Below are 23721 nucleotides of genomic sequence, written 5' to 3'. Positions count from 1 at the left end.
AAAGCAAAAGAGGTAAGTCCTCCTTTGCTTCTCTTTCTTACTCTTACTCTTCCTCTTCTTCGTCAAGGAATGTATTTAACATTTCTTCAATAAGATCCCATTCTTCTTCTGTTTCGATTGGAGCAAGCTCTCCATCTTCACCTTCTGCATGTGGGTTGAAGCTTGAAGCGTGAATCTCAATTTCTTCACTATCATCTTCTTCAGCACCTACTGGGTAATACAATACATATGATTTCTTAAATTCTTCTGACTCGAATGTAAAAAGCACCTCGCATAATTGCTCATTTCCATTCTCATCAATTACAGTAATTTGTTTTTCGCCGTGATCCATTCTATTCACCTCATTAGTTAATTAACTTTCATTTATCTTATTAGTAGTAAGACCATATTCTTTTTAGTGAGTCATTCTAATTTAAACTATCTAAGTATCCTTGTAAAATCATCACTGCAGCCATCTTATCTATGACTTGTTTTCTTTTCTTTCGGCTAACGTCAGCAGAAATTAACATGCGTTCAGCAGCCATTGTTGTCAAGCGCTCGTCCCAGAGAATAACCGGTAATTGAAATTTCTTTTCTAACAATTGAGCAAAATGTTGACTTGCTTCAGCTCTTGGTCCAAGTGTCCCATTCATGTTCTTAGGAATACCTAGTACAATTTTCTCAACAGAATGCTCACCAATAATCTCTGAAAGTCTTCCTAACTGATAGTCATGACTCGCTTCGTTTATCTTAATGGTCTCAATTCCTTGTGCTGTCCAGCCTAACTCATCGCTTACTGCTACGCCTAATGTTTTCGTACCAAGATCTAATCCAAGTATTCGCATAATAGATGCCTTTCATTTTGTACTAAGTAATAGGAAATGGTCTAAACATACATGAACTTGAATATCTTACCCAAAATCCATTCCTCTAAAACCTTACGTTCTCTTTTGTAAATAAGATTTAACTAGCTCTTCGATCAATTCATCTCGCTCAAGTTTGCGAATTAAATTCCGTGCATCACGATGACGTGGAATGTAGGCAGGGTCTCCTGAAAGCAAATAGCCTACGATTTGATTAATAGGATTATATCCTTTTTCTTGCAAAGCATCGTACACAGTGTAAAGGACATCATTTACATTCGTTTCGACCGTTTCGTCAGAAAAGTTAAATTTCATCGTTTTATCAAATGAACTCACATTCGCACCTCTTTCTCAGATTCATGAATGGAATCTGCTTGTCCAATCTTACTTACATTTTACACTACTTTTTCAATTTATAAAACGGATTCAACCCATTCTTCGACATATTTAAGTGCTTCTCCTAACTTTTCAGGGTTTTTAGCACCAGCTTGAGCCATTTCTGGACGACCGCCGCCTTTTCCACCGCATCGTTCAGCAACTTCTTTAATTAGCTTTCCAGCATGGTAGCCTTTATCAACTAAATCCTTCGTAACTCCAGCGACCAAGTTAACTTTTCCGTCTTCAGCAGCTCCGAGAACAACAATAACGGATTGTAACTTATTTTTCAAGTCATCCATCATTCCTCGTAAGCTATTCATATCTTTCGCATTCACTTTTGCAGCTAGAACGGTTACTCCATTAATTGTAATTGCTTGATCTACAATCGTACTGGCTTCCATGTTTCCTAACTTAGCAACTAAAGATTCATTTTCACGTTGTAGAGAACGGTAATCTTGAAGTAACCCATTAATTCGTGAAATAACATCCTTTGGATTCGCTTTTAGCAGATCTGCTGCTTCTGTTAATTTGTTCAGTTGCTCATTAATGGATTGATAAGCAGCTTTTCCTGTAACAGCTTCAATTCTTCTTGTGCCAGCTCCAATACCCGATTCGCCAACAATTTTGAAAAGACCAATCGTTGCTGTATTTTGAACATGACATCCCCCACAAAGCTCAAGACTATAGTCGCCTACTTGAACAACACGAACAATGTCACCATATTTTTCACCGAATAATGCCATTGCTCCCATTTCTTTTGCTTCGTTTAAGGATTTATAATCCGTATTCACATCGATACTTTTCCAAATTTTCTCATTCACTATTTGTTCAATCTGAGTTAATTCATCCTGTGTCACTTGACCAAAATGTGAAAAATCAAAACGTAATCTATCCTTCGTCACTAATGATCCCGCTTGATTTACATGTGTTCCTAGTACATCTTTTAATGCCTGATGTAATAGATGAGTTGCTGTATGATTTTTAATAACTCCAGAGCGGTTCTCACCTGCAACAGTTGCCACTACTGTATCTCCCGATTTAATCTCTCCACTTTCAACGACAACGTGATGAAGGTTTTGTCCATTCGGAGCCTTTTGAACATTTTTCACCTTTAACGTCACTGCTTCATTAGCTAATGTTCCTTCATCAGCAATTTGTCCACCACTCTCGGCATAGAATGGAGTTTGATCTAAAATCAGCTGGAATTCATCACCTTCAGAAGCACTTGTTATCTCTTCTCCATCCTTTACCATGACAATAACATGTGCATTTTCAACCGTTAACTTTGTATATCCAACGAATTCACTTTCCGCTTTAATATCTCCAAGAACCCCACCTTGAACTTGCATAGAGTCGACTTTTTGAATAGCAGCACGAGCTCTGTCTCTTTGACGTCCCATTTCTGCTTCAAAGCCCTCTTGGTCCACCTTCATTCCCTCTTCTTCTGCATATTCCTCAGTTAACTCAACTGGGAAACCATATGTGTCATATAAGCGGAACACATCTTCTCCAGGGATAATATCTTGACCTTTGTCCCTTTGAGTCTTCATGACTTCATTTAGGATAGCCAGTCCTTCATTTAGTGTTTCATGGAAGCGTTCTTCTTCATTTTTAATGACTTTTTGAATAAATTCTGTCTTGGTTTTTACTTCAGGGTAGAAATCTACCATGATTTCAGCAACCACAGGAACCAGCTCAAACATAAATGGACGGTGAATATTAATCTGCTTTGCATAACGAACTGCTCTACGTAGCAAACGACGTAATACATAGCCGCGTCCTTCATTTGAAGGTAGTGCTCCATCACTAATAGCAAAACTTACTGTTCTTACATGATCGGCAATTACTTTAAACGCAACATCTTTCTCTGCATCTGTACGATACTTTTCACCTGAAATTTCTTCAGTAGCTCGAATAATTGGGATGAAAAGATCTGTGTCAAAATTTGTCTGAACATCCTGGATAACAGAAACCATTCGTTCTAAGCCCATACCTGTATCAATATTTTTCTTTGGAAGAGGGGTATATGTACCATCTGGATTATGGTTGAATTGAGAGAAAACAAGATTCCATACCTCTAAATAACGGTCATTCTCTCCACCAGGATATAACTCAGGATCGTTCTGGTCATTTCCATATGCTTCTCCTCTATCATAGAAAATTTCTGTGTTAGGACCACTTGGACCTTCGCCTATATCCCAGAAATTCCCTTCCAGACGAATAATTCGTTCTTCAGGCACACCAATCTTATCTTTCCAAATATCAAAAGCCTCTTGATCTTCTGGATGAATCGTTACAGATAGCTTGTCTGGATCAAATCCAATCCACTTTTCACTTGTTAGGAATTCCCATGCCCATTCAATTGCTTCTACTTTAAAATAGTCCCCAATGGAGAAATTACCTAACATCTCAAAAAACGTATGGTGCCTAGCTGTTTTCCCGACATTTTCAATATCATTTGTTCGGATTGATTTTTGAGCATTACAAATTCTCGGATTAGCTGGAATAACACGCCCATCGAAATACTTCTTTAAAGTTGCTACACCACTGTTAATCCATAATAACGTTGGATCCTCATGTGGTACAAGAGAAGCACTTGGCTCAACTGCATGTCCTTTCTCTTTAAAAAAATCTAAGAACATTTGTCGCACTTCTTGAGACTGTAAATTTTTCATATGTATCCTCCTTATTCATTTTACCTTTATCACACAAAGACTTTCTTTGGTAGTAGACAAAAAACTCCCGTCTCTGTGAAAAGAATGCATTCTTTACACAGGGACGAGAGTTAGCTCGCGGTACCACCCTGATTATGGACATAGTGCCCATCACCTCTAAAACCGTAACGTGGTTTAAACGGCAGGTTTTTCTGCACTTAGGATTAGCTTTCTGTTTGTTCCTACTTAGAATCTTTTACAGCCAAGGAAGATTCCTCTCTAGAAGCGGTAACAACATACTTATTCCTTCATCGTTTTAACAATATTCTAACGTGAATTATAGACAAGCTCCACATAATTGTCAATGTTGGCTTTGTTGTCTTCTTAACGACACTGCATGAACTAGCATCACCCTTAAGATCACAATGATTGGCACGGCCAGCATTAATCCAAGTATTCCTGCGATTTCTCCTCCAGCCAAAAGAGCAAGCATGATAATAATTGGGTGCATATGGAGACTCTTCCCCACAACGAGAGGTCCTAATATATTTCCCTCAATAAATTGTAAAGCCATTATGATGATAATGACAATAATGACGGTTTTAGTCGACATAGTGGCCGCAATGATTACCGCAGGTATAGCCCCAATGATGGGACCAAAATAAGGAATAATATTTGTAATACCGATCAATAATCCTAAGATCAGTGGATACTTTATACCAAAAAACCATAACGAAACAAAAGCAAGTAAACCTATTATGAAACAAACAAACAATTGACCTCGAATGTAATTTCCTAGAGAGTGGTCAATATCCTTTAAAAATTGAATAGCCTCATTTCTCCATTTTCTAGGGGTTAAGTACCACCCTGCCTTTTTCAATTGATCAAAATCCTTTAACATATAAAACACCAAAAAGGGAATGATGGCCAATAGCAAGATGTAATCAAAAATGCCCTTCAAACTATTAATGACATTCTCAATTGTTAATGCTAGCCACTCCTCAGTCTTTTGAAACATTGTATCAATTCGTTCATTTACGCCTACTGGCCATCTATCGGTCTGATCATGAATAGACTCTACCCAATTTGTATAAGACATTGAAAGTTTTGGAAAATTCTCCGATAAGTCTCGTAACTGATTTACTAATACAGGAATCCCTCTATAAATTCCATATCCAATTAAGCCGAAAAACAAAAAATAAATGATAAGAATGGAAATCGTCCTTGGAACTCCTGTACTATGTAGCTTCTCTATAACAGGATGGAGTAAATATGTAATAAAAGCACCAATTAAGAAGGGGATCAGTATAGCCTTAGCAATAAGATAAAAGGGTTCCCAAATAGAGTATAGCTTAAAGAACACATAGATGGTGAGTAACCCTAATAATGTAATCGAAATACGTAACAACCATTTTATATGACGATCCCTCATGATGAGTCCCTCCTCGTATTCATTAGTGTAGGATGAGAACAATATTTTATTCATTCTTTGGTGATTTCCAATGTTAATTGCAAAACATGCACACTAAAAAGAGAGCCAGATCCTTATCCGGCTCTCTTTCTTTTAAAACATTTTCATTACTCGTTTTCTCATTTTTTTCATCGAACGATTAGATGTCATGTTTGTATTTCTTGCAAGATGATATGCTGCTGCACCTATTCCTAAAGAAACAATTGAGGTTACTGTTCGGTTCAAGACAATCTCCCCTTTACATGATTATGGATCGTTCATCATCAGAAAACAAATCATCAAGTGAACTAAGTGTCCCATCTTCCTCAACTTGATGTGTTAAAATTTTCCCTTTATTAACAGAAAGTTCAATAAAGCAGCTCCAACAATAATATTGATTTACACCGATCTTCCCTAGGTCTTTACTTTTACAATTCGGACATGATAACAAACGGGCACACCTCTTCTTATCTTCTTATAATTCAATGACGATCGCATCCTTGCTAATAATCAGTGACTCACTACTTGGTCTGATTACTTTTTTACCTTCTGTAAGATCCGCAAAAAATCCGTCCGTCAACTCGTATGCCTCAATTGTGCCCATTTGTTCTGAAAAATATACGTCTTCCAACAAACCAAGCTTATCCCCTTCTTTAGATAGGACTGACTTATGGATTAAATCCTGGTATGTGTTATACGAATATTTTTTCTTAAGGTCATGAACGGAAGTTAGTTTTTCAACTTGCTCAATCATTACACCATTTTCTCCAATTGAATCAATGAATTCAATTGGTAAAAATCGATCTCGTTGAAAAAACCCCTTACCTTCCATGACAAGTCCGATGATTGAGCCCTGGGATGATACACACATATTTGAAATGTGTCCAATCAATTTTGCCGAACTGCTACAATAAACAGGTAGTCCGTTAAGCTTTGAAAATGTTCGCAAAGTCATCTCCACCTCTCCGAACATTTATAGAGTTCACCTTGAGCCTAAAAGTCATTCAGAGAAACCTTTTCCAACAACCTCATTCTGGTCCTCTTCATCATTTGTTCAATCAATGATAATGGACTATCTCAAAAACCAAAAGCTTCCATAGTATAAAAAAGATAGATCATTGGTGACGCCATAACAGTACGGTTCGAGTTCTAAAAAGATATACGATCTTTTTTAGCTTTATCAGGTGGTACAAATCGATACCAAGAAAATACCTTATCAGGGGTTGAATGTATGTTAAGTATAGTTTTTATCGAAACTAATAAATCAGGCTCAAGTAGAGAAGCTATAAAAGCAGCGGAAGCTATGGGATATTTCACTATTTTACTCACAGCAAAACAGAAATTCTTGAGCCAACGAGAAGAATTTCCTGATGTACATGAAATGTATTTTATTGAAGACTTATCAGTTGAAAAAATAAAAGAAAAGCTGACCTTTCTTTCGACTCAATCAAAAAAATTGAAAGCCATCATCAGTTTTATTGATCAGTATGTATACAGAGCCGCTCAATTAACAAAGCTATATTGTGATTCAAACATGAATAGTGAATTTATTTGTAAAATGTTAAACAAAATTCAAACAAGAAAAGCTCTTAAGCATTATAATTTTACTCCTTTCTTTTCTGTGTACAATCAACATTCAGAAGATCTCAAGCTTTTTATTAAGGAGAATAAAAATAAATTACCTCTTATGGTTAAGTCTCCTCTTTCTACAGGATCTAAAGATGTAATATATGTTAAAACCCCATCAGAATTTAAAAAAGCAATGCGTTTACTTATTTCTAAATATCCAGAAGTCCCTGTATTAATCGAGGAGTACTTAAAGGGACAACAATACTTAGCTGAAATACTTGTTCATAATGGTAGCTATACAATTGTTGCATTTGTCGAACAAACGTTATTAGAAAAGGAGCGATTCATTGTTATTGGATATGGGTTGTTACCAGAAATAAGCGAAATCCTCTATAACAAGCTCCATCAGCTTGTTTCATCAATTGTTGATGAGTTTAATATGGATAATGGTTCATTTCATATTGAACTCAAATATAGCGATGATCAATTAAAGTTAATCGAAATGAATCCTAGAATATCTGGTGGAGTAATGAATTCACTTATTGAAGCCGGATCTGGCATTAATCTAGCAAGGGAAATTGTCAATCTCCATGTAGGGGAAAGAGTAAATATGGTAAAAACAAAAAATCAATACGCATATGCACGTTATCTAATTACACATACAACGGGTGTCCTTGAGAAAGTAACGGGCAAAAACCGCGCATTATCACTACCAGGAGTTGAAAGGGTCTATATAAAGCCTCGTAAAGGGGCAAAAATGGGATCGCCTCTCTCAATGGGAGATAGATGTGGCTATGTTTTGGCTACAGGCGGCTCGCTAACCGAAGCAAAAGCTAGAGCCTTAGAGGCATCACAAGAAATAGAATTCCATATAGCCCAAGATAAGGAGCGAGGTGTCGATCACAATGATTAGTGTTGGAATGCTCTCACATCGTAAGCATCCTACTACTGTTTTTAAAGCTTATGCTTTCGCTGCAGTAGCTAAATTAGAGGATGTATTGTTTTATTTTTTTTCGCCAAGCCAAGTAGACTTTAATAAGAAAGTGATACGAGGCTGGATTTATGAAGATGGGGAATGGTGTGAAAAGACTTTCCCTTTTCCTGATGTTATTTATAATGCAAGCTCTCCAAAAACAGAAAAGCAAAGAAAAATTATCAGAAAATTGGAGGATTATATCCCTTTTACTAGCTATCCAATTGGTAACAAGATGGAAGTTTATCAAAAAATCGAAGATGGAAAGGTTTTTTCAGATTACTTAATTCCTACGGTTCATGTTAAAAGTCATAAATCTATTTTCTCTCTTTTATCTCACACGTCAAAAATTGTCTTAAAACCTATAGATGGAAGTAGGGGTAGAGACATATTTTTTATTAAGAAACTAGACACAACCTTTTTCATTTTTGATGGTAAAAAAAAATATAAACTACCACATTCATTGTTCCCCCAATTCATTAAGAAAATAATCCAAAAAAGACACTATCTTTGTCAGCCTTTTATCCAATCCTATACGAAAAATAACTCAACCTATAGCATCAGACTACATGCACAAAAAGGTAAAAATGGAAGATGGGAATTAACCACGATCTTTCCAACGATTTCTGATAGTAGTTTTATCGCAAACCTTCATCAAGGCGGTACAACAATGGATATTATTGATTTTCTAAAACAAGAGTTTCAAGAGGACTATTATAATGTTAAACGTTATTTAGAACGATTTTCTCTCATGTTCTCTGAACACTTCGATACATTATATTCCTATCCCCTAGATGAATTAGGTATTGATATTGCACTAGATGCTACTAAAAAGATCTGGATATATGAAGTAAATTGGCGACCTGGTACACCACCTCTTTTCTCATTAGAACTAGAGGTTGCTAGACAAAAGATTCTATATGCTAAGCACATTGCAAAAAACACAGAGAAATTATCCTAGTAAAATAGAATATCCCGTAGTGTTCCTTTTAACCAACGTTAGTACGTACACAACACCATTTTTTTCTAAATTAAGGAAATCAACTATACAAGAATTATTTTCTATCATAACCTATATTGAAAAGAAAATATTACTAGAAAGGAATGATTATTTTGGATTTTTGTTGTAACCAAAATAACGTAGCAGATGTATGCTGCAAAAAAGAACAACCTAAAGTAGTATCACCTAGTGTAGAGTGCTTAAAGGTTAATTCTGTTATTTGTACGAAAGCTGTACAAAAGGTTGCTGAATTACAAGTACCAGCAATAGACTTACTTCCAGCTGGAACTGACTTAACTTTAGTTTCATTCTCAAATGTTGTTGCAGATCCAACAGGTATCGTTATGAGGGGAACATTAATAGAAGATAAAGTTGTTAATTCTGGTTATGTCCCTATTACTGCAGATATCAATATTTTAGGAGTAACATTACCAATCTCTGTATCATTAAACTTACCATTCCAAGCTGAAACAGATTGTCCGGGAGCATGCCCTGGAGATGACTTACAAGAAACTGTACCTGTAATTGAAGCAGTATTAACACCAGTAATTACTCCAGGATTAACAGTTGGAGATGTTGCTTCACTTGGCTTTATCACTTTTAAAGTTATCATCCGCACACAAATTACTGTATCTCGTGAGAAATTAGTTCAAGCTGGCGTAACTGTATTAGGTGATATTAATCAAGATCGCTGCACTACATTCCAACCAACCTCACCTACTGCTAGAACGGTAACATTCTTTAACGGAAATTAACGGTTATTACTCATTATCTGCGATAAAATGATGTGTAAGAAAAGAGAGGGTGACTCAAAAGGTTGTTAAATAACGACCTTTTGAGCACCCTTTCTTTATCTTTCGTGTAGAAACAAATAATTAGGCTTTTTTAATGAAAAAAGAGGGATTCCTTCCCCTTATTGGTTTCCATTTTCCTCTTTTTCTTTCGTTCTTTTTATTGTTTTCTGCATTTTTTTACAGTTATGTGCAACGCAAAGAAGCCCCCATTCAATCGTATTTTTTTGGAGGCCACGAATTGAAAAGCGTCTGAACTGCTGATTATGTTTTATTTGTCCAAATACACTTTCTACATCACATGTTCGTTGGCTATATAATTTTCGTCCTTCTTCACTCTGAAGACGTTCACGAATCTTTTTTCGTATTTTTCTGTCGCTTTTCTCCAAACAAATGTATATTGATTTGCGTTTGCTTCTATCTTAGTCCCATCAACAAAATAGTGCTCCAGCTTTACCAATCCTTTTTCACGTAGTAACTCTACAATTGAAAAGAAGACTTGATAGATAATGTCTTTCATACGATCAGATCGAAACCGATTGATCGTTCGAAAATCAGGAGTTTGACTACCCGATTTTTTTGTTGTTTAATTATTCTTTAAAAAAGACTGTTTTCGTAGGGGTTTTGCTTCTATGAATACAATTTTAGAACGATAGTGGAATGGAACGTCCCGGTTTTTACGTTAACTGAATTAAAAAGATAAAAGTATGAAAAGAGGCTAACCCAAGGTCTAAAATCTAGACTTTTGGGTCAGCCTCTTTTTTTGTTAGAGGTGTATGTTCCAATAAAATAAAAGTTTTTTTTATATTCATCAATTGTCATAGTACGATCTTTTTTTTACATATACTGGTGAAGTGAAATTTACTTAAGGAGGAGAAAAAGGGTGGAAACAAAAAAAGAAAATTGCTTAACAACTGAAGCTGTCCTGATTCAAAGCGTTCTCTGTTCTAAAAAGTCCATATTAAAAGCACATTCCAAAACCATTCTGAAAAACAAAAAATGCCATAGCGTTCAGTTTATACCTGATAACTCTAGTATCACAATTAAAGGAACACTTATTAAAGATTTAGTTGTGCTACAAGGAAGTATCCTTGGCAGTCTTATTGTAAATGGGAAACATCAGAAAAATATTACCTTGTTTTTTCAAGAAGAAGTAACGTGCGAAGGGGCTTGTCCTGGTGACTCTTTAAAGCTTACAGATCCATTTGTTGAAGCCATTATTCCTCCACAGGTAGTAAGTGATGGATATCATGATGTTGTCGTATTGAAAGTAATATTAGTTGTTCAAACGACCGTAATTAGAGAAAAAATAGGTAAGATAAATGTGACCATTCTAGGTGATGTAAATGAAAACAGATGCAAAACCCCTCCTACTACCCCATCCGTTATACATTGTCATACTAATGATCACCACCATAAGGAGCATGCGCTTTTAACCTTAGAGGATTATGAAGAACTTGATGAAGATTTCACATGTGTAGAAGAAGAATTTAAAGATTAACTAGCATTAAACTTCAACTTACTAAATTCGAAAGAGAGATGAAGAGCCTCATCTCCCTTTTCGAATTTTTTATTAGCTTTCCACCATAAAGTCATATGGAGTGATGTTTTCCATTCCAATATTTGCGTCCTTTACTGGGAACGGCAAATGTTTTTGCAATTCATCTACTTCCTCATTGCCACTTAATTTTCGTTTTAATGATGTTTGTCTTTCAGAACTATCATTATTAGAAATTCCCCATTGTAGTGCTTCTCTTTCACCACAAAGAATTAAGGATCGTTTACTTCTTGTAATAGCTGTATAAATAAGGTTACGTCGAAGCATCCTAAAGTAGCTTTTTAAAATTGGCAGGATAACAATTGGGAACTCACTGCCTTGAGATTTATGAATTGAACAACAAAAAGCATGTGTAAATTGGTGAAAATCCTGCTTTGTATAAGTCACTTCATTTCCATCAAACGAAATGACGATCATATCTTCTTTTTCCGTATTCTCTTTTGCATAAAAAATAGAAACAATTTCACCAATATCTCCGTTAAAGACATTTTGATCGGGTTGGTTGACAAGCTGAAGGATTTTATCACCGTTTCTATAAACGACGTCCCCAAACTTTAATTCTCGTTTGGTTGAAGCTTTCGGGTTAAACAGTTCCTGTACAAGTTTGTTTAGTTGATCAATTCCTGCTGGGCCTCTGTACATCGGTGCTAAGATTTGAATATCCTTTGATGTATAACCTTTTTTAATTGCACTTTTTATAACCTTTTCTATTACGTCCTTCATTTGTGCTTGAGAACATTGAATAAATGAGCGGTCTGACGTCGGAACAGCAATGTTCGTAGGTAACGTTCCATGCTTAATTTCATGGGCTAATTCAATTATAGAAGAGCCTTCGGCTTGACGATAGATATCGGTTAATCGGACCGTTGGAATCATGGAAGAAGCTAATAAATCACGCAAAACTTGTCCGGGCCCTACTGAAGGAAGCTGATCCTCATCACCAACCATAATAACCTGCATGTTTTCAGGTACTGCTTTGAATAGCTGGTTCGCTATCCAAATATCCACCATCGAAACTTCATCAACAATTAGTAATTTTCCAGCTATAGGGTTATTTTCATCATGCTCGAAACCATCAGATCCATTCCACTTTAGGAGACGATGAATGGTTACAGCAGGTAAACCTGTTGCTTCACTCATTCTTTTTGCAGCTCTTCCTGTTGGTGCAACAAGGACAATTGGAAAGGGCTCTTCTTTTTTATAATCCTGAGGTTCAAGTGAACAACCATGCAAATCAGCATAAAGCTCAACTATCCCTTTAATAACTGTTGTTTTACCAGTACCTGGTCCACCGGTTAATAATAGCATCGGAGACATTAAGGCTTTCTGAATCGCATCCTTTTGGGTTGGAGCATATTGAACCTTCAGCCTTTCTTCTAGGTTCCCTAGAGAGAGTAAAAATTCAGATTCTGGAAAGAGATCCTCATACTCTGTTTGATCAAGAATTCTTTTTATATTCTTAACTAGACCTTGTTCCGCATAAAAGAGTGAGGGCAAATATGCTCGATCCTCTTCCACAATCACTTTTCCCTCTTCCGTTAAAGCAATGATTTCATTTGAAATCTCTGTTTCCACAATTCGCTCTTGACTCGAATGATCTAGTAGCTTTTTCGTTTCAATAATTAATTGCTCTAGCTTAATAAAGACATGTCCATCTTGCAGACTTAGCTGTTCAATAATGTAATGACAAGCAGCTTTGATTCTTTCTGGACTCTTTACCGAGATCCCAATCTGTTGTCCTAATTCATCCGCACGAATAAACCCTATTCCCTCAACATCCTGAACAAGCTGATATGGATTCTGCTGTATAACGGATAATGTTTCATCCTGATAGGTTTGATAGATTTTCATGGCAAGCTGTGGCCCAAACCCTACTTGATTGAGAGAAATCATAACCTGCTCAAGCCCTTGATGAGAAACTAATGCTTCTACAAGCTGTTTCGCCTTTTCTTTTTTCACTTTAGGAATAGCGTCTAACACAGCAGGATTTTGAAGGATTTTAGAAATCGCTGATTCACCTAAATGATCAACAATCGCCTCAGCTGTCTTTTTCCCTATCCCTTTAAAAAGGTCACTTGATAAGTATTGAATAACCCCTTCCTTCGTTTGGGGAATTTCCTTCCGAAAGTGCTCTGTTTGAAACTGAAGGCCAAATTTTGGGTGGTTTGTAAAAGACCCAAAAAATGTATAGGTCTCATCTTCATGCAGGGTTGGAAAATAGCCCGTTACAGTTATTTCTTTATCATCTATTTCTTCACTTGTTTCTTGAACTCTTACTTTTAAAACGGAGTAAAGGTTTTGTTCATTATGAAAGATTACAACCTTTACAAGCCCTTTTACGAAACGTTCATTTTCCTCAAATAAATCTGCACTCTCCTGCATGAAACGTTACTCCCTTCGTATTCTAGATAAATATAAGCCTATACGACTATTCTATAGAGGAATTAATTATCTTTAAAGCATGCCCAGCCAACAAGTGATCAGGCTGAATAGATAGAGCCTTTTCAAGCATGGTAATAGCAAGTTCTTGATTTTCCTTAAACGCATGTGCTACCCCTAAATTATAAAACGCATCAGCGTGTTTCTCATCTACTTGAATAACGTCATTAAATTGAGTAATCGCTTCATCTATCATTTCATGCTGCGCTAAGCATAATCCATATTGAAATTTTGCATCAGTATCTTCTGAGTTTAACTCTGTTGCACGCTGAAGGTATGGTAAAGCAAGACGGTTTTGCTCGAGATTCATAAAGGACATACCAAGCATAAAATACACGTCACTATGATCAAGACCCTTTTTTAATGCTTTTTCATACATATTTTTTGCCTCATTGAAGTTATCTTGATTAAAATAAACATTACCGGCTCCATAAAAAGCTGTGGCTGCATCTTTATCGATTTCAATTGCTTTTTCATAAAACTTTAAAGCCTTTTCTGGTTCATTAACAGCAGAAAGTAAGTTTCCGAAATTAATATAGCTAATAGGATCCTCCGGGTTTTCTTCAATTGCCTTCGAAAAAGCCGTCGCAGCTTCTTCAAAATGACCTTTTTGCATTTCTTCTATACCATGTTGATTGTGTTCCATCTATGTACCTTCTTTCTAAATAATCGTATTAGTTTACTACCTAATAAAGAAAACTCTTCACATCATAAAAGGGCTGACGCCACTAAAAGTGTCAACCCTTCTATAAACTAATTTACCCTACATACCATAGCTTTTCACCGTTTTTAAATACTTCATCTATAGTACCGCCGCCTAAGCAAACCTCTCCATCATAAAAGACGACAGCTTGTCCAGGAGTAACAGCTCGAATAGGCTCTTTAAATGTAACCTTTGCTGTTTGATCGTCTAGCATTTCTACCGTCACTTCGCTATCTGCTTGACGGTATCTAAATTTTGCTGTGCACGTAACTTTTGAAACAGCTGCATCTGAAACCCAGCTAATATTAGTTGCCGTAATCGAATCTGAATAGAGTAATTCGTTATGGAAGCCTTGCTCTACAAATAAGACATTTTTCTTTAAGTCTTTCCCAACAGCAAACCATGGATCACCACTACCACCAATTCCTAAACCATGACGTTGTCCAATTGTATAATACATTAAACCATCATGCTTCCCTTTCACTTCTCCATCTAGGGTTTGCATGACACCAGGTTGAGCAGGTAAATACCCACTTAGAAACTCTTTAAAATTACGTTCTCCGATGAAACAAATGCCAGTACTATCTTTCTTTGAAGCAGTTGCTAAGTTTGCTTTTTGGGCGATTTCACGTACTTTTGGTTTCTCTATATCGCCTAATGGGAACATAACTTTTGATAATTGCTCTTGACCAAGTTGATTTAAGAAATACGTTTGATCTTTATTATCATCAACGCCTCGAAGCATTTTATATTCCCCATCACGATACTCTACTTGTGCATAATGTCCTGTAGCTAAATAATCTGCTCCCAATGACATTGCATGCTCGAGAAATGCCTTGAACTTTATTTCTTTATTACACATAACATCCGGATTCGGTGTTCTACCTGCTTTATATTCATCTAGGAAATAAGTAAACACCTTTTCCCAGTATTGTTTTTCGAAATTCACCGCATAATAAGGAATTCCAATTTGATTACAAACTTCTATCACATCATTATAATCTTCGGTTGCTGTACACACACCATTCTCATCCGTATCATCCCAATTTTTCATGAAGATACCGATGACATCATAGCCTTGTTCCTTCAAACGTAATGCTGCGACGGATGAGTCAACTCCACCCGACATTCCTACAACAACCCGTATATCTTTAGGATCTCTATTCATCCTTTTCACCTCCAAGTTACTCTAAGCTGTTACTCTCTTTACTATCTTTGAAATTTCATTTGCTGCATAACGAACATCCTCAAGCGTTGTCCCATACCCAAAACTAAAACGAACGGATGAAGTCAGCCGATCCGAATCTTTTCCGAACATACTCACTAAGACATGAGAAGGATCAACAGAACCAGCTGTACATGCGGATCCACTTGATGCTGCAATACCAGATATATCTAAATTCACTAAAAGTGATTCAATATGTGTGTTTGGAAAATACACATTCAACACATGTGCTAAACCTTGAGAAGGGCTATTCACGTCATAATCAAGGTGTTGTTCCTTAAATACGCTTATCATAATGTCTTTACACTGTTGATAAAATTCTTGTTTTTGGCTAGGCTCCTTAATTGAAAGGGAAGCCGCTAAACTAAATCCATAAATTCCTGGTACATTTTCTGTTCCAGCTCTACGTTTTAGTTCCTGTTCACCACCATATAAGGAAGGTTGTAAGCTAATACCAGATCTTACATAAAGAAACCCTACACCCTTAGGCCCGTTGATTTTGTGGGAGGAAGCTGTTAATAAATCAACGCCTAATTCCCCAACATGTAATCTCTCTATACCATAGGCTTGAACCGCATCTGTATGGAAATAAGCCTGGTGGTCTTTTAAAACCTCACCAATCTCTTTAATAGGCTGAATTGTACCAACTTCATTATTACCATACATAACGGAAACTAGAATGGTTTGATCCGTTAGATTAGATTTTACTTGCTCTACCGAAATATAGCCACTTTTATCAACCGGTAAATAGGTAACATTAAACCCATTTTTTTCAAGAAACTTACATGCATGCAGAACAGCATGATGCTCTATTTCTGTTGTGATAATATGATTTCCTAGTGTTTTATTAGCAAAGGCTGTTCCTATAACGGCTAAATTATCGGCTTCCGTGCCGCCGCTTGTAAAGATAAGCTCAGAAGGTTTTGCACCAATTGACTTTGCAAGGCTTCTCCTTGATTCATCAAGTATTCTTCTAGCGTCTCTCCCAAATGAATGAATGCTTGAAGGATTTCCGAATGATTCTTTCATTAACACAAGCATTTTTTCCGCTACTTCAGGGTGCATAGGAGAAGTAGCAGCATGGTCAAGATAAATACGTTTCATTCACAGGCCTTCTTTCTATAAAAGACTCGATTGTTTTTAGACTCTTTTTTATACGATACTACTATTAAATATGAATGGGTAAATATATAGACATCATTCATATAAAAGACTGTTAAATTATTGTTGAGATTTAAGAAAAACGTGTACGTAAGGATTAGATGTTAGAATTGAATCTAAGAAACAAAGTATCTATACGTATACGGCTGATTATTAAATATAAAACATATAAGGCTCTTGATCTCCATCTTTATGGTTTGCAAGATCCTCTAGTGTGGTATTATCAAGAACGTCCTTTACCGCATCACGAATACGAATCCACAGCTCTCTCTTAGCAGGTTCTTCATCCTCTAGCACCTCAACAGGACTAATTGGTCCTTCTAAGACACGAATAATATCTCCTGATGTTATATTTTCAGGTTCATCTCCTAAAATATACCCACCATACGCCCCACGAATACTTTTCACAAGTCTCGCATTCCTTAAAGGAGCAATTAACTGCTCCAAGTAATGTTCAGATAAGTTATGTGCTTGAGCAATGCTCTTTAATGAAGTAGGTCCTTCCCCATGCTTCTTTGCAAGCTCAATCATGATAGTTAATCCGTAGCGTCCTTTTGTTGATATTTTCATAATATCCCCCTTAAGCTCTTTTATCTAGATAGGTTTCATGTACCGTGTTATTCGGCTCAAATAGCTTTAAAAATAAATGATTCGTTGTTCTTTCACAAAAAGGAATCATGATTCCAGCGATATAGCCTAGTGATAAAGTGGTTACAATTGTTCCGATGAAAACAGGCCCACCAAGTAACCACCCTACAGCTAAGACAATGATTTCAAGCGTTCCTCTTATACTAGATATTGATTTTCCTGTCTTATCTACCAGTGCAATCATTAAACTATCCCTAGGTCCAGCTCCGCATTTAGCTGATATATATAACCCCATGCCATATCCTAATATGACAACTCCTACAACTAACATGATAAGCTGACCAAAGAATGACTTCGGTGTTTGAAGAAATGGTAAAAAAAGAAACATATCTATAAAAATTCCAATTGTTAGCATATTAATAAAAGCACCAAGTTGTGGTCTTTTTTTCATTAAAATGGTCGCACCTAATAGCACGAGTCCACCCATAATGATGGTCCATGAACCAATTGTTAAGCCGAATTGATAATATAATCCAATATGGAGAACATCCCAAGAGGATACTCCTAAATCAGCTTTTATTGTAAGGACAATTCCTAAAGACATGATGAGGAGCCCAACGAAAAAAATGATCCATCTCAGTAAATTCTTAACCACGTCTTTGTTCCTCTTCATATTAGCCCCCATGCTAAAGAAAGAATGTATTCTAACTGATACCGGACGAAAAATCAATTAGTTTTGCTTTAACTTCATGTGCCATTATAGCATATTATAAAACAAGAAAGCACTTATAACCGACAATACAGCTTGGAAATACTAGTTTATAAAAATCTTTTCATAAGCTTTGTTGCTAATCAATAAAAATGGAAGAAAATAGAGTTATTTTCACACGATACTCCGGTAAGGAAGAACAGAGGTACTCACCCAATACGAAGCGAAAATACCCTGTACATAAGTGTAAATTCCGCCACCATTGATCTCACTAACAATTTCTATGCGAACTCTTTGTAACACCTTCTAAGAAGTTGAGTTCTTTTTGAATTGTTCAAGCTTCTGATAAATTCCTGAAAGACGTTTTTCTTCACCAGCCTCAATCGGTTGATAGTACTTCGAATCTTTAAGGTTGTCGGGTAAGTACTGTTGGTGTATCCAACCTCCGAATGTGCCAATAGGATAATCATGTGGATACTTATATCCCACATGACCAAGCGCCCTAGATCCCGCATAATGTCCATCTCTTAAGTGTTTAGGTATATCTCCAACATTTCCAATTCGTATGTCTTGAATCGCCTTATCTAATGCCTTATAAGCAGAGTTTGATTTTGAAGATAGACACATCTCAACTACAGCAACAGATAGAGGAATTCTGGCCTCAGGAAGCCCTAGTCTTTCACTTGAGGTTACTGCGGCTAACACTCTTTGACCCATACTTGGATCTGCTAAACCAATATCCTCATAAGCAATAACCAGTAATCGTCGATTCAGTGCAATAAGGTCGCCTGTCTCAAGAAGATGGGCAAGATAGTACAGAGCAGCATCCACATCACTCCCCCTAATACTCTTTTGAAGACTTGATAATAAATTATAAAAATGAGATCCCTTTTTATCTCCATACACCCCTACACGCTCAATCATGTCTGCAATAACTTCATCTGATAGCTTATAGGTTGAATGTTCCTTTGGCGATGCATAAAGGATAGATTCTAATAAAGTCAAAGATTTTCTAGCATCTCCATTAGAGCCAGCTGCCATTTTTTTCACTTGCTCATCGGTTACCTCAATTGTAAATTTACCAAGGCCTCTTTTTTCGTCTTTAATAGCGTTCCATAATAATGCTTCAATATCTTCTCTTGTTAACCTGGTTAATTGTTTTATTTGACCACAACGACTTCTTATGGCAGGATTCACGTCGTGATAAGGATTTTCTGTTGTTGCCCCAATCAAGATAATATCTCCTCTCTCAACATGAGGGAGTAAATAATCTTGTTGAGCTTTATTAAAGCGATGGATCTCATCTAAGAATAAAATAACCTTCCCCGTTAGTCTGGTTTCTTCCACTACCGCCTCCACATCTTTTTTGCCGGCTGTTGTAGCGTTTAATGCAAAAAAAGGAATGCTTGTCGTACCTGCAATGGCATAGGCAATTGATGTTTTTCCAATCCCAGGTTCCCCGTACAAAAGAATGGAAGGAACATAGCCATTTTTTATCATTTTATATAAGCTTGTATGTTTTCCAATAATCTCTTTTTGTCCAACAATTTCATCAATTGTTGTAGGTCTCATTCGAAAAGCAAGCGGTTCACCATTCAACTCAATATACCTCCTATTTAATCCCTAGTATGATTATATAGGTAATAGAGGAACTTTCAAAGAATAGAGATTCAGATTGTTTTTCCATAATGATTGCACTTATCTGTTATAAAACATAGTTTAAAGGATAGCATAAGAAAAAGGTGTAACATTAAATAGGAGGCCGTCATGAAGAAAAGACAGGATGCTTGGTCAAATGAGGAAGATGAACTCTTAGCCAAAACAATTCTTGCTCACATTCGTGAGGGAGGTACCCAGTCTGCTGCATATAAAGTGGTGGGAGACAAAATTGATCGGACAGAATCAGCTTGTAGCTATAGATGGAATTCTGTCATACGGAAAAATTATAAAGAAGCCATTAAAGAAGCTAAAAGAAAGAAAAATTACATTCGTACATCTGAAGAGGAGAGTGTTCAAGACACATCTCTGCTATCAACAGAACAATCAAACAGTGTACATCAGGATAAAAAAGTGCATTCGGCTTTAACATTAGAAGACTGTATAGTTTTCTTACAGCAGACATTATATCAGCAATCCTCATCAGCTACTGATGAGAACTCCATGTTAAAAGAAAAAAACAGCTTCCTAAGGGATCAAAATAACGAACTAGTGAGTAAATATAATGAGTTAATCAAAGAAAAGGAAAAACTAGAGAAAGAATATAAGGTTCTTATCCATGTTTTAACAGAAATAAATGACCAAACTAAAGAAAACCTTTATCAAGAAAGAATACATTAAACAGTAAAAAAGATAACTCATACATATTCTCACCCCAAAAATCGAGTAGGCTCTATAACTAGATCCTAACAAAGGAGAGAAACATATAATAGGCCATGATTATTAGAAAGCTCCTGTAGCTAAACACTAAAACAACGTACACATTTCTTCATCATTACCGATCATGCAAAAAAGAAGACTGAAATACTCAGCCTTCTTTTTCTTAGTCTTTTACTCTTTTAATTTCTATATCCTTTAACAACTTCGTGATAACATGACCGCCCATAATTAATCCTGCTACAGAAGGGACAAATGCATTTGAAGAAGGTGGCATTTTTGCCTTGCGTATTGGCGCCGCATCATTACCAACCTCTTTACGTACTTCTTCACGAATGACAATTGGACTTTCGTCTGAGAATACAACTTCAATTCCCTTACGAATTCCTTCTTTTCGCAATCTTGTTCGTATCACCTTCGCAATTGGATCTGTATGAGTTTTTGAAATATCAGCAACTTTAAATCTCGTTGGATCCATCTTGTTCGCTGCACCCATGCTTGAAATAATAGGAATATGACGGTCTAAGCATTCTTTCATAAGATGAATTTTATACGAAATGGTATCAGATGCATCAACCACATAATCTAAGTTGTGAGCAAAGAACTGTTCATACGTTTCCTCTGTATAAAACATTTTTAAAGAGACAACTTCACAATCTGGATTTATATCTTTTACTCGTTCTGCCATAAGATCGACCTTTGGTTGTCCAACAGTTGAAACAAGAGCATGAATTTGTCTATTTACATTTGTAATATCAACGTCATCTTTATCAACCAATACTAATTTACCTACCCCTGATCTAGCAAGAGCTTCTGCAGCGAAGGAACCTACTCCGCCGATTCCCAGTACAGCAACGGTACTATTTTTAAGGATATCTAAGCCTTCTTTTCCAATCGCTAATTCATTACGAGAAAATTGATGTAACAATAAATTCAACTCCAATTAATTCTTATTGTGCAAGATACATGACAGTATTTTTACCTGAAAATGAATATAACATACATACTAAGAAAAGCAAGTGTTTTTATTAGATAAGTAGGATTACGAGCTTAAAGATGTGGTGAACTTTTAGGAAACTTACTTTCGTCTCGTCATCGATCTTATGTATATAGTAGCTATACAAAAAAAGCCAATGATCAAAGTCCTTGGCTTTGTTGTATCTATGTAGTCCCGATTGTGCCGTCATACGATTCCCTCGTTTTGATCCCGCACTCAGCAGGTGGGTGCTCTGTTCTTTACGTATGTAAGTCCTCTTTACCGTAGATAAGGCATTTACTCTGTAAAGAAACATGAGCTCCCGTAGAATTAATGTTAGGTCAAAACTAGGTGTAGAACGAACACATCAGGACTTTTTAATAGCTTTTCTTAAACTGAGTTGATATATACTATTTCCAAACAAGTAGTTACCATTTATGCTGAAAGGTCCCTTAAAGAAAGAGTCTACAAACATCTTTGTTAGTAAAATCTTATCATAATGCACGATCGGTTTCAACTTGGTTGGAACCTTTGTTTACAAACGAATTAATCTCTTAGCTCTATATTTAACTCTTCCAATTGAGCTTCACTTACAGCACTTGGCGCATTTGTTAGTAAGTCACTAGCACTCGCTGTTTTAGGGAATGCTATTGTGTCTCTTAAGTTCGTACGTCCAGCTAATAGCATAACAAGACGATCAAGACCAAGGGCGATTCCTCCATGTGGAGGTGTTCCATATTCAAATGCCTCAAGTAAGAAACCAAATTGTTCTTTTGCTTCTTCATCTGAGAATCCTAAGAGCTTAAACATTTTTTCTTGTACTTCTTTTTCGAAAATACGGATAGAGCCTCCGCCTAATTCGTATCCATTTAGAACAATATCATATGCTTGTGCTTTCATATTCCCTGGATCTGATTCGAATAAACCTAAATCATCTCTTTTAGGCATTGTGAATGGATGATGTGCTGCATAATATCGTTTCGTTGCTTCATCATATTCAAGTAATGGCCAATCAACTACCCATAAGAAGTTGTATTTACTTTCATCAATTAGGTTTAGGTCTTTACCTAATTTTGAACGAAGAGCACCTAGTGCATCCGCAACAACTGATTTTTTATCCGCTACAAACACTAATAAGTCCCCTACTGAAGCTTCCATTGTTTGTAACAATCCTTTTTGCTCTTCTTCACTAAAGAACTTAATGATAGGTCCCTTCAAGCCATCTTCTTCTACTTTTAACCAAGCTAATCCTTTTGCGCCATATGGAGCAACGAATTCTGCTAATGCATCCATATCTTTTCTAGAATAGTTATCAGCAGCGCCTTTAACATTTATTGATTTGACTTGTCCACCATTCGCAATGACAGAACTAAATACCTTCAATCCACTATTTTTAACAACTTCGCCTACGTCAACAAGCTCTAAGCCGAAGCGAGTATCTGGTTTATCAGAACCATATCTACCCATTGCTTCATCATATGCCATTCTCGGGAAAGGTAAGTGCACGTCAACGTTCTTTGTTTCCTTCATAATTCTTGCCATCATGGCTTCAGTCATTGACATAATATCTTCTTGACTCATAAATGAAGCTTCAATATCAATTTGTGTGAATTCAGGCTGGCGATCAGCACGTAAATCTTCATCACGGAAGCAGCGAGCAATTTGATAGTATTTATCAAAGCCTGAAACCATTAGCAATTGCTTAAAGATTTGCGGTGATTGTGGTAGGGCATAAAATTCTCCATCATGCACACGACTCGGTACTAAATAATCACGTGCACCTTCTGGCGTGCTTTTTGTTAAGATAGGCGTCTCAATGTCTAGGAAGCCATTTTCATCAAGGAAGTTGCGCATTGATTTCGTCACATGATGTCTCATTTGAATGGTATTAAATAATGCTGGTCTTCTTAAATCAAGGTAGCGATATTTTAAACGAATATCCTCTGACACTTCCTCTGACTTATCCTCAATCTGAAACGGCGGGTTTTTCGCTGCATTGATAATCTCAACTTTATCTACAATCACCTCAAGTTTTCCAGTAGGGACATTAGGGTTAATTGTTTCTTCGCTTCTTTCCACAACTGTTCCTGTTATATCTAAAACATATTCACTACGTACTTTCTCTGCAATCTGTAATGCTTCCTGTGAGTTTTCAGGATTAAAAACAATTTGGACAACCCCTGTGCGGTCACGAAGGTCAATAAAAATAACGCCTCCAAGGTCACGTCGTTTTTGTACCCATCCTTTTAAGACAACTTGTTGACCAACTGCTGATTCTGGTACTTCTCCACAATAATATGTACGACCAAACATGTAATCCTCTCCTTTTTCC

The 23721-nt window shown here is 36.4% G+C and carries 23 protein-coding genes, 1 other RNA gene and 1 pseudogene; 5 read left to right on the top strand and 20 right to left on the bottom strand.

Annotation, left to right across the window (positions count from 1 at the left end; genetic code table 11):
- Nucleotides 1-43: 43 nt before the first annotated feature.
- From A9C19_RS05920 to A9C19_RS05885, 8 genes are all read right to left on the bottom strand, one after another.
- Nucleotides 44-331: a DUF1292 domain-containing protein gene (locus A9C19_RS05920; RefSeq protein WP_072579084.1), complete on the bottom strand. Its 288-nt coding sequence runs from the start codon at nucleotides 329-331 to the stop codon at nucleotides 44-46.
- 76 nt (nucleotides 332-407) lie between these two features.
- On the bottom strand, nucleotides 408-824 hold the full coding sequence (ruvX, locus tag A9C19_RS05915) for a Holliday junction resolvase RuvX (protein ID WP_072579083.1): 417 nt from the start codon (nucleotides 822-824) through the stop codon (nucleotides 408-410).
- Between the two features lie 93 nt (nucleotides 825-917).
- Nucleotides 918-1178 (bottom strand): IreB family regulatory phosphoprotein, encoded by a 261-nt coding sequence (locus A9C19_RS05910; protein ID WP_072579082.1) that lies wholly within the window; start codon nucleotides 1176-1178, stop codon nucleotides 918-920.
- Between the two features lie 77 nt (nucleotides 1179-1255).
- The gene (gene alaS / locus A9C19_RS05905) at nucleotides 1256-3895 is read right to left on the bottom strand and encodes an alanine--tRNA ligase (RefSeq protein ID WP_072579081.1); all 2640 of its coding nucleotides are present in this window, start codon (nucleotides 3893-3895) and stop codon (nucleotides 1256-1258) included.
- Nucleotides 3896-4235: 340 nt separating this feature from the next.
- The gene (locus tag A9C19_RS05900; RefSeq protein ID WP_072579080.1) at nucleotides 4236-5306 is read right to left on the bottom strand and encodes an AI-2E family transporter; all 1071 of its coding nucleotides are present in this window, start codon (nucleotides 5304-5306) and stop codon (nucleotides 4236-4238) included.
- A gap of 132 nt (nucleotides 5307-5438) precedes the next feature.
- Entirely contained in the window at nucleotides 5439-5570 is a 132-nt protein-coding gene (locus tag A9C19_RS05895; RefSeq protein WP_072579079.1) for a YrzQ family protein, read from the bottom strand.
- Nucleotides 5571-5583: 13 nt separating this feature from the next.
- Nucleotides 5584-5775: a hypothetical protein gene (locus tag A9C19_RS05890; RefSeq protein WP_072579078.1), complete on the bottom strand. Its 192-nt coding sequence runs from the start codon at nucleotides 5773-5775 to the stop codon at nucleotides 5584-5586.
- Nucleotides 5776-5799: 24 nt separating this feature from the next.
- Nucleotides 5800-6273 (bottom strand): PRC-barrel domain-containing protein, encoded by a 474-nt coding sequence (locus A9C19_RS05885; protein ID WP_072581763.1) that lies wholly within the window; start codon nucleotides 6271-6273, stop codon nucleotides 5800-5802.
- A 282-nt stretch (nucleotides 6274-6555) separates the two neighbouring features.
- Here A9C19_RS05885 and A9C19_RS05880 point away from each other — a divergent pair, with 282 nt between their 5' ends.
- From A9C19_RS05880 to A9C19_RS05870, 3 genes are all read left to right on the top strand, one after another.
- Complete coding sequence (locus A9C19_RS05880; RefSeq protein ID WP_072579077.1) at nucleotides 6556-7806, top strand: ATP-grasp domain-containing protein; 1251 nt, start codon at nucleotides 6556-6558, stop codon at nucleotides 7804-7806.
- Nucleotides 7799-8827 carry a YheC/YheD family endospore coat-associated protein gene (locus tag A9C19_RS05875; RefSeq protein WP_072579076.1) on the top strand — a complete coding sequence of 343 codons (1029 nt, stop codon included), beginning with the start codon at nucleotides 7799-7801 and terminating at the stop codon, nucleotides 8825-8827. The genes A9C19_RS05880 and A9C19_RS05875 overlap by 8 nt, the downstream gene beginning before the upstream one ends.
- 152 nt (nucleotides 8828-8979) lie before the next feature.
- On the top strand, nucleotides 8980-9621 hold the full coding sequence (locus tag A9C19_RS05870; RefSeq protein ID WP_072579075.1) for a hypothetical protein: 642 nt from the start codon (nucleotides 8980-8982) through the stop codon (nucleotides 9619-9621).
- 158 nt (nucleotides 9622-9779) lie between these two features.
- Here A9C19_RS05870 and A9C19_RS22685 read toward each other — a convergent pair whose 3' ends face one another.
- Complete coding sequence (locus A9C19_RS22685; RefSeq protein ID WP_072579074.1) at nucleotides 9780-10046, bottom strand: transposase; 267 nt, start codon at nucleotides 10044-10046, stop codon at nucleotides 9780-9782.
- Nucleotides 10013-10231: pseudogene (locus A9C19_RS21310) on the bottom strand (transposase); the annotation flags it as partial. The pseudogene A9C19_RS21310 and the gene A9C19_RS22685, both read right to left, overlap by 34 nt.
- 309 nt (nucleotides 10232-10540) lie before the next feature.
- Between A9C19_RS21310 and A9C19_RS05860 the strand changes: the two are divergent.
- Entirely contained in the window at nucleotides 10541-11158 is a 618-nt protein-coding gene (locus A9C19_RS05860; RefSeq protein WP_072579073.1) for a hypothetical protein, read from the top strand.
- Between the two features lie 72 nt (nucleotides 11159-11230).
- On the opposite strand, the gene recD2 is transcribed toward A9C19_RS05860, so the two are convergent.
- The 7 genes from recD2 to A9C19_RS05825 form a co-directional block, all read right to left on the bottom strand.
- Complete coding sequence (gene recD2, locus A9C19_RS05855; protein ID WP_072579072.1) at nucleotides 11231-13597, bottom strand: SF1B family DNA helicase RecD2; 2367 nt, start codon at nucleotides 13595-13597, stop codon at nucleotides 11231-11233.
- A gap of 46 nt (nucleotides 13598-13643) precedes the next feature.
- Entirely contained in the window at nucleotides 13644-14300 is a 657-nt protein-coding gene (locus tag A9C19_RS05850; RefSeq protein ID WP_072579071.1) for a tetratricopeptide repeat protein, read from the bottom strand.
- Between the two features lie 112 nt (nucleotides 14301-14412).
- The gene (gene mnmA / locus A9C19_RS05845; RefSeq protein WP_072579070.1) at nucleotides 14413-15525 is read right to left on the bottom strand and encodes a tRNA 2-thiouridine(34) synthase MnmA; all 1113 of its coding nucleotides are present in this window, start codon (nucleotides 15523-15525) and stop codon (nucleotides 14413-14415) included.
- 21 nt (nucleotides 15526-15546) lie between these two features.
- Nucleotides 15547-16686: a cysteine desulfurase family protein gene (locus tag A9C19_RS05840; RefSeq protein ID WP_072579069.1), complete on the bottom strand. Its 1140-nt coding sequence runs from the start codon at nucleotides 16684-16686 to the stop codon at nucleotides 15547-15549.
- A 210-nt stretch (nucleotides 16687-16896) separates the two neighbouring features.
- Nucleotides 16897-17313: a cysteine metabolism transcriptional regulator CymR gene (gene cymR / locus A9C19_RS05835; RefSeq protein WP_072579068.1), complete on the bottom strand. Its 417-nt coding sequence runs from the start codon at nucleotides 17311-17313 to the stop codon at nucleotides 16897-16899.
- Between the two features lie 10 nt (nucleotides 17314-17323).
- Nucleotides 17324-18004, bottom strand: a complete 681-nt coding sequence (locus A9C19_RS05830; RefSeq protein ID WP_072579067.1) for a YczE/YyaS/YitT family protein — start codon at nucleotides 18002-18004, stop codon at nucleotides 17324-17326.
- Between the two features lie 342 nt (nucleotides 18005-18346).
- On the bottom strand, nucleotides 18347-19639 hold the full coding sequence (locus A9C19_RS05825; protein ID WP_072579066.1) for a replication-associated recombination protein A: 1293 nt from the start codon (nucleotides 19637-19639) through the stop codon (nucleotides 18347-18349).
- A gap of 168 nt (nucleotides 19640-19807) precedes the next feature.
- Between A9C19_RS05825 and A9C19_RS05820 the strand changes: the two genes are divergently transcribed.
- A complete protein-coding gene (locus A9C19_RS05820; RefSeq protein ID WP_072579065.1) occupies nucleotides 19808-20377 on the top strand; it encodes a hypothetical protein in 570 nt (189 codons plus the stop codon).
- A gap of 202 nt (nucleotides 20378-20579) precedes the next feature.
- Here the strand turns inward: A9C19_RS05820 and A9C19_RS05815 are convergent, their stop codons facing one another.
- The 3 genes from A9C19_RS05815 to aspS form a co-directional block, all read right to left on the bottom strand.
- Nucleotides 20580-21341: a tRNA threonylcarbamoyladenosine dehydratase gene (locus A9C19_RS05815; RefSeq protein WP_072579064.1), complete on the bottom strand. Its 762-nt coding sequence runs from the start codon at nucleotides 21339-21341 to the stop codon at nucleotides 20580-20582.
- Between the two features lie 236 nt (nucleotides 21342-21577).
- A non-coding RNA gene (gene ssrS, locus A9C19_RS05810) (6S RNA) lies at nucleotides 21578-21766 on the bottom strand.
- Nucleotides 21767-21935: 169 nt separating this feature from the next.
- Entirely contained in the window at nucleotides 21936-23702 is a 1767-nt protein-coding gene (gene aspS, locus A9C19_RS05805) for an aspartate--tRNA ligase (RefSeq protein WP_072579063.1), read from the bottom strand.
- Nucleotides 23703-23721: the final 19 nt, after the last annotated feature.

Origin of the sequence: Bacillus weihaiensis (genome assembly GCF_001889165.1) — a bacterium.
Taxonomy (GTDB): domain Bacteria; phylum Bacillota; class Bacilli; order Bacillales; family Bacillaceae; genus Metabacillus; species Metabacillus weihaiensis.
The sequence above is the reverse complement of the archived record's forward strand: the minus strand, read 5'-3'. Positions and strand labels throughout refer to the sequence as shown.

Coding starts and splice junctions, on each gene's coding strand:
- mnmA (WP_072579070.1), bottom strand. CDS start 15,525: ATGAATAGAGATCCTAAAGATATACGGGTTGTTGTAGGAATGTCGGGT.
- A9C19_RS05920 (WP_072579084.1), bottom strand. CDS start 331: ATGGATCACGGCGAAAAACAAATTACTGTAATTGATGAGAATGGAAAT.
- recD2 (WP_072579072.1), bottom strand. CDS start 13,597: ATGCAGGAGAGTGCAGATTTATTTGAGGAAAATGAACGTTTCGTAAAA.
- A9C19_RS05880 (WP_072579077.1), top strand. CDS start 6,556: ATGTTAAGTATAGTTTTTATCGAAACTAATAAATCAGGCTCAAGTAGA.
- A9C19_RS05900 (WP_072579080.1), bottom strand. CDS start 5,306: ATGAGGGATCGTCATATAAAATGGTTGTTACGTATTTCGATTACATTA.
- A9C19_RS05840 (WP_072579069.1), bottom strand. CDS start 16,686: ATGAAACGTATTTATCTTGACCATGCTGCTACTTCTCCTATGCACCCT.
- alaS (WP_072579081.1), bottom strand. CDS start 3,895: ATGAAAAATTTACAGTCTCAAGAAGTGCGACAAATGTTCTTAGATTTT.
- A9C19_RS05875 (WP_072579076.1), top strand. CDS start 7,799: ATGATTAGTGTTGGAATGCTCTCACATCGTAAGCATCCTACTACTGTT.
- A9C19_RS05820 (WP_072579065.1), top strand. CDS start 19,808: ATGAAGAAAAGACAGGATGCTTGGTCAAATGAGGAAGATGAACTCTTA.
- ruvX (WP_072579083.1), bottom strand. CDS start 824: ATGCGAATACTTGGATTAGATCTTGGTACGAAAACATTAGGCGTAGCA.
- A9C19_RS05830 (WP_072579067.1), bottom strand. CDS start 18,004: ATGAAGAGGAACAAAGACGTGGTTAAGAATTTACTGAGATGGATCATT.
- aspS (WP_072579063.1), bottom strand. CDS start 23,702: ATGTTTGGTCGTACATATTATTGTGGAGAAGTACCAGAATCAGCAGTT.
- cymR (WP_072579068.1), bottom strand. CDS start 17,313: ATGAAAATATCAACAAAAGGACGCTACGGATTAACTATCATGATTGAG.
- A9C19_RS05850 (WP_072579071.1), bottom strand. CDS start 14,300: ATGGAACACAATCAACATGGTATAGAAGAAATGCAAAAAGGTCATTTT.